Annotated in this window: 8 protein-coding genes; 6 read left to right on the top strand and 2 right to left on the bottom strand. The window is 71.1% G+C overall.

Annotated features, from left to right (window positions below):
* Positions 1–231 precede the first annotated feature (231 nt).
* From ACGFR9_RS25880 to serA, 5 genes are all read left to right on the top strand, one after another.
* On the top strand, positions 232–3,237 hold the full coding sequence (locus ACGFR9_RS25880; RefSeq protein WP_393212593.1) for a putative bifunctional diguanylate cyclase/phosphodiesterase: 3,006 nt from the start codon (positions 232–234) through the stop codon (positions 3,235–3,237).
* A 230-nt stretch (positions 3,238–3,467) separates the two neighbouring features.
* Positions 3,468–5,312, top strand: a complete 1,845-nt coding sequence (locus ACGFR9_RS25875) for an acetolactate synthase large subunit (RefSeq protein ID WP_393212591.1) — start codon at positions 3,468–3,470, stop codon at positions 5,310–5,312.
* Between the two features lie 35 nt (positions 5,313–5,347).
* Positions 5,348–5,872, top strand: a complete 525-nt coding sequence (gene ilvN, locus ACGFR9_RS25870) for an acetolactate synthase small subunit (RefSeq protein ID WP_030216544.1) — start codon at positions 5,348–5,350, stop codon at positions 5,870–5,872.
* 117 nt (positions 5,873–5,989) lie between these two features.
* Complete coding sequence (ilvC, locus tag ACGFR9_RS25865; RefSeq protein ID WP_393212589.1) at positions 5,990–6,988, top strand: ketol-acid reductoisomerase; 999 nt, start codon at positions 5,990–5,992, stop codon at positions 6,986–6,988.
* Between the two features lie 275 nt (positions 6,989–7,263).
* Positions 7,264–8,853 carry a phosphoglycerate dehydrogenase gene (serA, locus tag ACGFR9_RS25860; protein ID WP_393212587.1) on the top strand — a complete coding sequence of 530 codons (1,590 nt, stop codon included), beginning with the start codon at positions 7,264–7,266 and terminating at the stop codon, positions 8,851–8,853.
* A gap of 37 nt (positions 8,854–8,890) precedes the next feature.
* Here the strand turns inward: serA and ACGFR9_RS25855 are convergent, their stop codons facing one another.
* Positions 8,891–10,432, bottom strand: a complete 1,542-nt coding sequence (locus ACGFR9_RS25855; RefSeq protein ID WP_393212585.1) for an MFS transporter — start codon at positions 10,430–10,432, stop codon at positions 8,891–8,893.
* Positions 10,433–10,516: 84 nt separating this feature from the next.
* On the opposite strand from ACGFR9_RS25855, the gene ACGFR9_RS25850 reads away from it, so the two are divergent.
* Positions 10,517–11,098 carry a TetR/AcrR family transcriptional regulator gene (locus ACGFR9_RS25850; protein WP_393212583.1) on the top strand — a complete coding sequence of 194 codons (582 nt, stop codon included), beginning with the start codon at positions 10,517–10,519 and terminating at the stop codon, positions 11,096–11,098.
* On the opposite strand, the gene ACGFR9_RS25845 is transcribed toward ACGFR9_RS25850, so the two are convergent.
* Complete coding sequence (locus ACGFR9_RS25845) at positions 11,079–12,299, bottom strand: PucR family transcriptional regulator (protein ID WP_393212683.1); 1,221 nt, start codon at positions 12,297–12,299, stop codon at positions 11,079–11,081. The two genes, ACGFR9_RS25850 and ACGFR9_RS25845, sit on opposite strands and share 20 nt — an antisense overlap.
* Between the last annotated feature and the right edge of the window lie 127 nt (positions 12,300–12,426).

Below are 12,426 nucleotides of genomic sequence, written 5' to 3'. Positions count from 1 at the left end.
GACGATGCACGGCCTGTGGACGAGCGATCCGACGCGGCGGAGCCGTCGGCGACGACCATGTCGCACGACCGCGCGCAGCCGCGGTCACCACGGCGGCCACCACACCAGGCGTGGCGGCCCCGACCCCGGTCCCGGCCGCCGCCCCCGCGGGTACGGCGGCTGCCGAAGGCACGCCCGCCCGGTGCACCGGCGGCCGAAGGACCCGGGAGCGGAGCGCACCGGGAGGTACCGGTGAGCGCACCCACCCAGACCTCCCCGCTCGAGGGAACACTGCGGCAGCAGCCCGCGCCGACCGCGTTGCTGTCCGGCACGCCGGCCGTCGTGCGCCGGCCCGGCCCGGTCGCCCAGCTCGTCCTCGCCCTCGTCTGCGGTGCCTACGCCGTCGGCGCCGCGTCCGGCTGGGGCTCCGAGCGGCTCGCGCTGATCATGGGCGACTTCGGACTGAGTGCCGCCGCCGCTACGGCCGCGGTGTCCTGCTTCCTCTACGGCCGCAGCCCCCGCACCCGGTTTCGACCGGCCTGGCTGATGTTCGGCCTCTCCTCCGCCATGGCCTCCCTGGGCAACCTGGTCTGGGGGTGGTACGAGGTCGTCCTCGGGCTTCCCGTACCCACCCCCAGCTACGCGGACCTGTTCTTCCTGTGCTTCGCGCCGCCCGCCATCGTGGGTCTCCTGGTCCTCGCCAAACGGCCCGTGAGCAAGGCCGGCTGGGTCTGCCTCGCCCTGGACGCCTGGCTGATCGGCGGCTCCCTGCTCACCCTCGCGTGGAGCCTCGCACTCGCCCAGGCCGCCCAGGCCGAGGGGCCCGGCGTCGCGCACACCGCGCTGTCACTGGCGTACCCGCTGCTCGACATCGCCCTGGTCAGCATGGTGCTCGCGCTGCACTTCCGGCGCTCGTCGGTCAACCGGTCCGCGGTCAACACCGCGATCGGCGCGCTCGCGCTGACCGTCATGTGCGACGCCCTGTTCACCTCCCCGCTGCTGCACGCCGACTACAGCTCCGGACAACTGCTCGACGCGGGCTGGTTCGCCGGCTCGCTCCTCCTGGCGTACGCCCCCTGGGCCGCGCCGCGCGGTGGACGGCCCGAGCGGGAGGGACACACCCGCGTGGTCCGCGAGCACCTGCCCGGGCGGCACGGGGCCCCGGACCACCACCACGGACCGCCGCCCGGCGAGCCCGCCCGGCATCCGCTGTCCCGGCCCATCACCGGCTCCCTCGCCGCGCTCACCCCGTACCTCGCCGCCGCCGTATGCACCCTCGGAATCCTCTACAACGTCCTCAACGGGCGCAGCGTCGACCGCGTCGTGCTGATCACCGGGGGCACCGTCGTCCTCGCGCTCGTGGTGCGGCAGGGCATCATGCTGCTCGACAACATCACCCTCACCCAGGAACTGGCGCAGAAGGAGAACCACTTCCGCTCCCTGGTGCAGGGCTCCAGCGACGTCATCATGATCGCCGCCCCCAGCGGCATCCTCCGCTACGTCTCCCCGGCCGCCGCCGGTGTCTACGGCCGTCCCGCGGAGGAGCTGGAGGGGACCGAACTGGCCGGTCTCATCCACCCGGAGGACCTCGGCTGTGTCGTGCACGAGGTGCGCCGTTTCCTCGCCGCCGACCCCGTCGAGGAGCCCACGACCCGTATCGAGTGCCGCTTCCGTTCCGGCGGCGGCGCAGGCTGGCTCAACGTCGAGTCGACCGTCAACCGGCACCACGGCGGCCTCATCTTCAACAGCCGCGACGTCACCGAGAGGGTGCGGCTCCAGGCCCAGCTCCAGCACAACGCGGAGCACGACCCGCTCACCGACCTGCCCAACCGCGCCCTGTTCACCCGGCGCGTCCAGCAGGCCCTGTCCGGCCGCCGCTCCTCGGACCGCGGAGCCGCCCTCAGGGGCACGGCCGTGCTCTTCATCGACCTCGACGGCTTCAAAGGCGTCAACGACACCATCGGGCACCAGGCCGGTGACGAGCTGCTCGTCCAGGCCGCTCGCAGACTCCAGGACGCGGTCCGCAAGGGCGACACCGCCTCCCGGCTGGGCGGCGACGAGTTCGCGGCCCTGATCGCCGGGGACGGCGTCCGCGACCGGGACGCGCGCGAGCGGCACATCGTGGAGCTCGCCGACCGCCTCAGAGCGACCCTCTCGCAGCCCTACGCCATCGACGGCAACGATGTCCGGGTCAACGCCTCCATCGGCGTCGCCTTCGCCGAACCCGGCCTCGGCGCGGGCGAACTGCTGCGCAACGCCGACCTCGCGATGTACCGCGCGAAGGCCGCCGGCAAGGGCCGCGTGGAGCTGTACCGGCCGCAGATGCAGCAGGACGTGGTACGCAGGGCGGAGCTGGCCACCCGGCTGCGCGCGGCACTGCACCACGGCGAGTTCGCACTGCTGCACCAGCCGGTGGTGTCCCTGGCGGACGGCCGGATCACATCGGTCTGCGCCCAGGCGCGCTGGCGCTCCTCCCAGGGTGTGCTGTTCACCCCGGCGGAGTTCCTGCGCGTGGCGGAGGACAGCGAGAAGACCGCCGAGCTGGGCCGCTGGGTGCTGGAGGAGGCCGTGGAACAGGCCGCCGAACGGCACGCGACCGGTCTGCCCGTGCCCGTGGCCGTCCGGCTGAGCGCCCACCGGCTGCTCGACCGGTCACTGCCCCTGGGCTCGATCGAGGCTCTGCTGACCCGGCACGGACTGCCGTCCGGCTCCCTGGTCGTCGAACTGGCCGACACCGACCCCAGGGCGTCGCTCGACGAGCTGGAGCGCCGGCTGACCGTGCTCAAGCGGCTCGGTGTCCGGATCGCGCTCGACGGCTTCGGCAGCGGTTTCGCCGCGATCACGGCCCTCAGACGGCTCCCCGTCGACGTGCTGAAGCTCGACCGGGGCCTGGTCGACGGTGTGCTGGAGTCCGCCCGGCTGCACAAGATCACCAGCGGGCTGCTGCGGATCGCCTCAGACCTCGGATTGCAGTCCGTGGCCGACGGCGTGGACCTGCCCGAGCAGGTGGCCGCCCTGCGCGCGATGGGCTGTACGCACGGGCAGGGCGGAGCGTTCTCCCTGGCGCTGGACGAGTACCGGCTGCGCAGGGCGCTGGCCACCGGGCACTATCCGGTACCGCACGCACCGGCCGAGCCCGTGTTCGCGGGCGGGGGCGGGGGCGGGAGCACGGGGGTGTACTCCGCCGGGGTGACCGCCGTACTCCAGGGCGGTACGGTACTGCGCTCACATAATGAGACTCCCGTCCCACCCACTTGACAGTGGGTGTGCGCCGGGGGGAGGGTCAGTGCCATGCGCACCCGAATTCTCGTACTTGGAAAGCGCGTCGGCTGACGCTGAGCCTCGACCGCTCAGCGACCACCTCCCGGCGCGCTCCCCTCGCTTGCCTTACGGCACGAGGGGTTTTTTGTTGCACAGGCACCTGCCGAGCAGCACGCGTAACCCGCACGAACCTCGCAAAAACCCTCAGCATCGAGAAGAGAATGCCGATGACCGAGCAGGCCACCGGGGCCCATCACCCGCAGCCCCGGCCCCGATCCGGAGGACAGTCCGCCCCCGTCGAGCACGTCACGGGTGCGAAGTCCCTCATCCGCTCGCTCGAGGAGGTCGGGGTCGACACCGTATTCGGCATTCCCGGGGGCACGATCCTTCCCGCGTACGACCCGATGATGGACTCGAGCCGGGTGCGCCATGTGCTCGTCCGCCATGAGCAGGGCGCGGGCCACGCGGCCACCGGCTATGCCCAGGCGACCGGGAAGGTCGGCGTCTGCATGGCCACCTCGGGCCCCGGCGCCACCAACCTGGTGACCCCGATCGCCGACGCCAACATGGACTCGGTGCCGCTGGTCGCGATCACCGGCCAGGTCGTCACCAAGGCGATCGGCACGGACGCCTTCCAGGAGGCGGACATCGTCGGCATCACGATGCCGATCACCAAGCACAGCTTCCTCGTCACCAAGGCCGAGGACATCCCGAAGACGATCGCGCAGGCGTTCCACATCGCCTCGACCGGCCGCCCCGGCCCGGTCCTCGTCGACATCCCGAAGGACGTGCTGCAGGCGCGGACGACCTTCTCCTGGCCGCCCGCCACGGATCTGCCCGGCTACCGGCCCGTCACCAAGCCGCACGCCAAGCAGATCCGCGAGGCCGCCAAGCTGATCACCGCCGCGAAGCGGCCGGTCCTCTACGTCGGCGGCGGCGTCCTCAAGGCGCGGGCCACCGCCGAGCTGAAGGTCCTCGCGGAACTCACCGGGGCTCCCGTCACCACCACCCTGATGGGACTCGGCGCGTTCCCCGACAGCCACGAGCTGCACGTGGGAATGCCGGGCATGCACGGTTCGGTCACCGCCGTCACCGCGCTGCAGAAGGCCGACCTGATCGTCGCCCTCGGCGCCCGCTTCGACGACCGCGTCACCGGCAAGCTGGACAGCTTCGCCCCGTACGCCAAGATCGTCCACGCCGACATCGACCCGGCCGAGATCGGCAAGAACCGCGCCGCCGACGTGCCGATCGTCGGTGACGCCCGCGAGGTCCTCGCCGACCTCGTCCTGGCCGTCCAGAAGGAGCACGCGGAGGGCCACCGCGGCGACTACACCGCGTGGTGGAACGATCTGAACCGCTGGCGCGAGACCTACCCGCTCGGCTACGACCAGCCGGGCGACGGCTCGCTCTCCCCGCAGCAGGTCATCGAGCGCATCGGACAGCTGGCGCCCGAGGGCACGGTCTTCGCGGCCGGCGTCGGCCAGCACCAGATGTGGGCCGCGCACTTCATCGAGTACGACAAGCCCGCCACCTGGCTGAACTCCGGCGGTGCCGGAACCATGGGCTACGCCGTCCCGGCCGCCATGGGCGCCAAGGCCGGCGTCCCCGATCGCACCGTCTGGGCGATCGACGGCGACGGCTGCTTCCAGATGACCAACCAGGAACTCACCACCTGCGCCCTGAACAACATCCCGATCAAGGTCGCCATCATCAACAACGGCGCCCTCGGGATGGTCCGCCAGTGGCAGACCCTCTTCTACAACCAGCGGTACTCCAACACGGTGCTGCACTCCGGCCCCGACGACGTCAACCCGGAGGCGAGGGGCACCCGCGTCCCCGACTTCGTGAAGCTGTCGGAGGCCATGGGCTGCTACGCGATCCGCTGCGAGGACCCGGCCGACCTCGACAAGGTCATCGAGGAGGCGAACTCCGTCAACGACCGCCCGGTCGTGGTGGACTTCGTCGTCCACGAGGACGCGATGGTGTGGCCGATGGTCGCCGCCGGCACCTCCAACGACGAGATCATGGCCGCCCGGGACGTCCGCCCCGACTTCGGCGACAGCGACGACTGAGAGCCGTCAGGACTTTCAAGCAGAGGAAGCAGATCATGTCCAAGCACACGCTCTCCGTCCTGGTGGAGAACACCCCCGGCATCCTCGCCCGGATCGCCGCCCTGTTCTCCCGCCGCGGCTTCAACATCGACTCCCTCGCCGTCGGGGTCACCGAGCACCCCGACATCTCCCGCATCACCATCGTGGTGAGCGTCGAGGAGTTCCCGCTGGAGCAGGTCACCAAGCAGCTCAACAAGCTCGTCAACGTGCTGAAGATCGTCGAGCTCGAACCCGGGCAGGCCGTCCAGCGCGAACTCGTTCTGGTGAAGGTGCGCGCCGACAACGAGACGCGCTCCCAGATCGTCGAGATCGTCCAGCTGTTCCGCGCCAAGACGGTGGACGTCTCCCCGGAGGCGGTGACCATCGAGGCCACCGGCAGCAGCGACAAGCTGTCCGCCATGCTCAAGATGCTGGAGCCGTTCGGCATCAAGGAGCTCGTCCAGTCCGGCACGATCGCGATCGGACGCGGTGCCCGTTCGATCACCGACCGGTCGCTGCGCGCCCTGGACCGGTCGGCGTAAGGCCGAAAACGGGCGGCCGGGAGACGACCGGCCGCCCGTATGGCGAGACCCCCCACCTTCCCCCTCCCTCACCGTCATACGGTGGGACGCAACACCCGCACACAAGGAGTGAACCCAGTGGCCGAGCTGTTCTACGACGCCGACGCCGACCTGTCCATCATCCAGGGCCGCAAGGTCGCGGTCATCGGTTACGGCAGCCAGGGCCACGCCCACGCGCTGTCGCTGCGTGACTCGGGTGTCGACGTCCGTGTCGGTCTGCACGAGGGCTCCAAGTCCAAGGCCAAGGCCGAGGAGCAGGGTCTGCGCGTGGTGAGCCCGTCGGAGGCCGCCGCCGAGGCCGACGTCATCATGATCCTGGTCCCGGACCCGATCCAGGCCGAGGTCTACGAGAAGGACATCAAGGACAACCTGAAGGACGGCGACGCGCTGTTCTTCGGCCACGGGCTGAACATCCGCTACGGCTTCATCAAGCCCCCGGTCGGCGTGGACGTCTGCATGGTCGCCCCCAAGGGCCCGGGCCACCTGGTGCGCCGTCAGTACGAGGAGGGCCGCGGCGTTCCGTGTATCGCCGCCGTCGAGCAGGACGCCACGGGCAACGGCTTCGAGCTGGCCCTGTCGTACGCCAAGGGCATCGGCGGCACCCGCGCGGGTGTCATCAAGACGACCTTCACCGAGGAGACCGAGACCGACCTGTTCGGTGAGCAGGCCGTCCTCTGCGGTGGTACGGCCGCGCTGGTCAAGGCCGGCTTCGAGACGCTGACCGAGGCCGGTTACCAGCCGGAGATCGCGTACTTCGAGTGCCTGCACGAGCTGAAGCTGATCGTGGACCTCATGTACGAGGGCGGCCTGGAGAAGATGCGCTGGTCGATCTCCGAGACCGCCGAGTGGGGCGACTACGTCACCGGCCCGCGGATCATCACCGACGCCACCAAGGCCGAGATGAAGCAGGTCCTCGCCGAGATCCAGGACGGCACGTTCGCCAAGAACTGGATGGACGAGTACCACGGCGGTCTGAAGAAGTACAACGAGTACAAGAAGCAGGACTCCGAGCACCTGCTGGAGACCACCGGCAAGGAGCTGCGCAAGCTCATGAGCTGGGTCGACGAAGAGGCGTAAGCGGCCTCGCTCCGCGACGGTGCCGGCGGATTCCGGGCGCCGTCGCGGGGCTCCGCCCCGGACCCCGCTCCTCGAACGCCGGAGGGGCCCTCTCCCACCGCCTCTTCCGGGTGATCGATCCGCTGAGGCGCAAGACGCCCCGCCCCGCGCCACTACACTGCTGCACAACAAACGCGTCAGGCCCACAGCGTCGTGCGTCTTCCACGCGGCTAGCACTTCTTCACCGCCTGCGGCCGTTCGGGACGGCCGTCCGCATTGGACTTGTGAGGACTCACGTGAGCTCGAAACCCGTCGTACTCATCGCTGAAGAGCTGTCGCCCGCGACCGTCGACGCACTCGGCCCGGACTTCGAGATCCGCCACTGCAACGGCGCGGACCGCGCCGAACTGCTCCCGGCCATCGCCGAGGTGGACGCGATCCTGATCCGCTCGGCCACCAAGGTCGACGCCGAGGCGATCGCCGCCGCGAACAAGCTGAAGGTCGTCGCCCGCGCCGGCGTCGGCCTGGACAACGTCGACGTGTCCGCCGCCACCAAGGCCGGCGTGATGGTGGTCAACGCCCCCACGTCGAACATCGTGACCGCCGCCGAGCTGGCCTGCGGTCTGATCGTCGCCACCGCCCGCCACATCCCGCAGGCCAACGCCGCGCTGAAGAACGGCGAGTGGAAGCGGAGCAAGTACACGGGCGTCGAGCTCGCCGAGAAGACCCTCGGTGTCGTGGGTCTGGGGCGCATCGGCGCCCTCGTCGCGCAGCGCATGTCCGGCTTCGGCATGAAGGTCGTCGCCTACGACCCCTACATCCAGCCCGCGCGCGCCGCGCAGATGGGCGTCAAGGTGCTCTCGCTGGACGAGCTGCTCGAGGTCTCCGACTTCATCACCGTCCACCTGCCCAAGACCCCCGAGACCGTCGGCCTGATCGGTGACGAGGCGCTGCGCAAGGTCAAGCCGAGCGTGCGTGTCATCAACGCCGCGCGCGGCGGGATCGTCGACGAGGAGGCGCTGTACTCGGCGCTGAAGGAGGGCCGGGTCGCCGGCGCCGGCCTCGACGTGTACGCCAAGGAGCCGTGCACCGACTCGCCGCTGTTCGAGTTCGACCAGGTCGTCTGCACCCCGCACCTGGGTGCCTCCACCGACGAGGCGCAGGAGAAGGCGGGTATCGCGGTCGCCCGCTCGGTGCGCCTCGCCCTCGCCGGCGAGCTGGTCCCGGACGCGGTGAACGTGCAGGGCGGGGTCATCGCCGAGGACGTCAAGCCCGGTCTGCCGCTCGCCGAGCGCCTCGGCCGCATCTTCACCGCGCTCGCCGGTGAGGTCGCGGCCCGCCTCGACGTCGAGGTGTACGGCGAGATCACCCAGCACGACGTGAAGGTCCTCGAGCTCTCCGCGCTCAAGGGCGTCTTCGAGGACGTCGTCGACGAGACGGTGTCCTACGTCAACGCCCCGCTGTTCGCCCAGGAGCGCGGTGTCGAGGTCCGGCTGACCACCAGCTCCGAGTCGGCCGACCACCGCAACGTCGTCACCGTGCGCGGCACCCTCGCCGACGGCGAGGAGATCTCGGTCTCCGGCACGCTGGCCGGTCCCAAGCACGTCCAGAAGATCGTCGCGGTCGGCGAGTACGACGTCGACCTCGCGCTCGCCGACCACATGGTCGTCCTGCGCTACGAGGACCGTCCGGGCGTCGTCGGCACCGTGGGCCGTATCCTCGGCGAGGCCGGTATCAACATCGCCGGGATGCAGGTCGCCCGGGCGACGGTCGGCGGCGAGGCGCTCGCCGTACTGACCGTCGACGACACGGTCTCCGCCGGGGTCCTCGGTGAGCTCGGCGCGGAGATCGGGGCGACCTCCGCCCGGTCGGTCAACCTGGTCTGAGATTCCGGGGCCCCGGAACCGCGAGCGGGTCTCGTCCTCACACGCCGGACGGGCTGAGTGATTCAGCCTGTCCGGCGTTTTCGGCCTGCTCGCGCACCCGGATCCCGCGCAGGCCCAGCGCCGCCAGTCCGGCCGCGCTCAGCAGCAGCAACGCGCCCGCGACCGCCGCTCCCTGCATGCCGCTGGTGAACGCCTCCCGGGCCGCCGTCGCCAGGGCGTCCCCCGCGCGCCCCGGCAGTTCGGCGGCGACGGCGAGCGCGCCGCCCAGGGTCTCCTGGGCCGCGGCGGGCGCCGCGTCCGGCATCTCGTGGCGGTAGACGGCCGTACCGATGGAGCCGAGCGCGGCCATGCCCAGCGCGCCGCCGAACTCCGTGCCGGTCTCCAGCAGGGAGGACGCCGCCCCCGCCTTCTCGACCGGGGCCGAGCTCAGGGCCAGGTCGGTGAGGAGCGACATCACGATGACGATGCCCGAGGCCATCACCCCGCACGCGGCCAGCACCAGCCACAGCGAGTCCGTCCCGGCCGGGGCCAGCAGCCCGTAGCCGCCCGCCGAGATCACGAAGCCGGCCGTCACGACGTAGGCGCGCTCGACGCCCCGCTGGACGAGCCGGGTCGCGACGGGGGCGGCCACGCCGATCAGCACCGAAGGCAGCAGGCTCCACAGCGCGGCCTCCAGCGCGCTCTTGTCGAGGACCGACTGGAGGTACTGGGTGGTGAAGTACGCCGAGCCCATCAACCCGAAGGCCGACAGGGTGTTGAGGGTGAGCGCCGGGGTGAAGCCGTGCCCGCGGAAGAGGGCGGGCGAGATCATCGGTGAGGCCGTGGTGCGCTGCCGGCGCACGAACAGTGCCGCGAACAGCAGGCCGACGGTGATCGAGACGACGTAGCGGACGTTCCAGCCCTCGGAGGGCAGTTCCTTCAGGCCGTAGACCACGGGCAGGACCGCCGCCATCGACAGCGGGACGCTCAGCAGGTCGAAGCGGCCGGGGGAGGGGTTCTTCGACTCGGGGAGCAGCACCGGGCCGAGGATCAGCAGCAGGGCCATCGCGGGCAGGTTGACGAGGAAGACCGAGCCCCACCAGAAGTGCTCGACGAGGACACCGCTCATCACCGAGCCGAGTGCGACCCCGGCCGTCATCACCCCGGACCACAGCCCGATCGCCTTCGCCCGCTGGGCGGGGTCGGTGAACATCGTGCGGACCAGGGCCATCGTCGACGGCATCAGGGTCGCGCCGCCGATGCCGAGGACCGCGCGGGCCGCGATCAGGGTCTCGGCGGTGTGCGCGTAGGCGGCGAGGAGCGAGGCGGCGCCGAAGGCGGCCGCGCCGATGAGGAGCAGCCGGCGGCGGCCGACGCGGTCGCCCAGGGCGCCCATCGTCATCAGCAGTCCGGCCAGGACGAAGCCGTAGATGTCGAAGATCCACAGCTGCTGGGTGCCGCTCGGTTCCAGGTCGGCGCTGATCTCCGGGATCGCGAAGTAGAGGACGGAGACGTCCATCGAGACCAGCAGCAGCGGAAGCATCAGCACGGCGAGCGCTGTCCACTCGCGGCGGCCGGCGCGGGTCGGGTTCGTTGTCATGACGGCGACTGTACGCACGTCTTATACGGTTGTCTAGAACGTTCGTCTAAGACGGCCGTATGGAAAGCCCGGTAGGGTGAGGGCATGGGACACCGTGAGGATCTGCTGGAGGGCGCCAAGCGCTGCCTGCTCGCCAAGGGCTTCGTGCGCACCACGGCGCGGGACATCGTCAAGGAGTCGGGGACCAACCTGGCGTCCATCGGCTACCACTACGGCTCGAAGGACGCGCTGCTCGCCCAGGCCTACATCTCCCTGGTCGAGGGGATGGGCGGCGCCTTCGAGGTCGATGTCGACGACACCGGTCCCGGCTCCCTGGAGCGCTTCGAGCGGGTGTGGTCGAACATCATCGGGACCATGAAGGAGCCCGGCTCGGTCTGGCGGCTCAGCATGGAGGTACTGGCGTTCGGCGACCGGCTGCCCGAGCTCCGCGACCATCTCGTCGTCGCCCAGCGGGAGGCCGGGCGCGGACTGATCCCGCTGCTGATGGGCGGCCGTGAGGAGGACGTCTCCGACGAGACCGCGGACACCCTCGGCGTGTTCTACGTGACCCTGATGACGGGCCTCATCGCCCAGTGGACCTTCGATCCGAAGTCCGCGCCCCGCGCCGAGCAGCTGACCGCCGGCCTGCGCCGGGTGACCGAGGCCGCTACAGACGCGAGGCCTTGAGGGCCATGTGCAGCAGCAGCCGGTCCTCGCCGTCGTCGAGGTCCAGGCCGGTGAGCTGCTCGATGCGGGACAGGCGGTAGTAGAGGGTCTGGCGGTGGATGCCCAGCTCGGCCGCCGTACGGCCGGCCTGTCCCGCGCGGTCCAGGTAGACCTCGGCGGTGCGGGCCAGTTCGGCCTGTGCGGGGGAGAGCAGCGGGCCCACGGCGGGGTCCCGGGCGACGTCCCGCGGCAGCGCGGTCAGCAGGCGGAAGGGGCCGATCGACGCCCACTGGGCGACCGGCCCGAACCGGGGCTCGGCCAGCGCCGCCCGCGCCGACGCCGCCGCCTCCTGCCAGGCCGCGCCCAGTGCGGCGAGACCCGCGCGGGGTGCGGCGATCCCCGCCGCCACCGGGGGCCCACCCGTGCCGTCCGCCCGCTCGAGCAGGCGTGAGGCCGCCGTGGTCGCCGGGGTCAGCACCTCCGGCGAGCGGAGTCGCAGCAGCAGGGCCAGGGCCGAGCCGGCCACACCCCACGGCAGGGTGCACAGGGCCGTCGCGCCCGGCACCGTACGCACCGACGGCGCGTCGTCCGGGTCCGCGGAGGGCCACGGGGCGGCACAGACCACCGTGTACGGGCCGTCGGCGCGGGCGCCGAGAGCGGTGCGCAGCTCCGCGACCGCCATCTCCCGCTGCCAGTCCCGCTCCGCCGTCAGTACCGCCCGCAGCTCGCGCGTGAGATCGGCGCCGTGCTGCGCCTCGTCCGCGAGCAGTGCGCCGATCCGGCCGGTCACCCGCATGGCCGCGTCCAGCTGCCCCCCGGAGGGGCCCGGGTCGTAGTCGAGCAGCCAGACATAACCGAGCACGACACCCCGATGCCGTACCGGCAGACAGATGCGGCCCCGGTGCACGCCCGCCTCCGGGGTGCGCGGGATACGGACCGGGCCGGTCGCCCGGGTGATGCCGAAGCCCTCGAACCAGGCGCGGACGGCGGCCGTCGAACGGCGGGTCAGGATCGAGCGGGTGCGCACCGGGTCGAGGGCGGACGGATCGAGATCGCCCTCACTGTCGTACGCCCCGAAGGCGATCAGCTCGAAATCGCGGTTCTCCAGGGTCGCCGGAGCGCCCAGCAGCTCCGAGATCTCGTCCACCAGCTCCTGGTAGTCAGCCCTGTGTTCCGACGTCACCCGGGCATTCTGCCCCAAAGTTCCGGAGCCTTCATACATCTGTCTGAGATCTACGGCACGGATGCGTGACAGCTGTCGATGGCCGACGATCGGGGGCATCCGTAGGTTTCACGGTGGTTCTCCGTGCCGTATCCGAAACGTCGGACGACGGCCTCGTGCAGCTTGT

Origin of the sequence: Streptomyces sp. NPDC048584 (genome assembly GCF_043199595.1) — a bacterium.
Taxonomy (GTDB): domain Bacteria; phylum Actinomycetota; class Actinomycetes; order Streptomycetales; family Streptomycetaceae; genus Streptomyces; species Streptomyces edwardsiae.
Note: the sequence above shows the minus strand (reverse complement) of the source record. Positions and strands in the feature narration are given on the sequence as shown.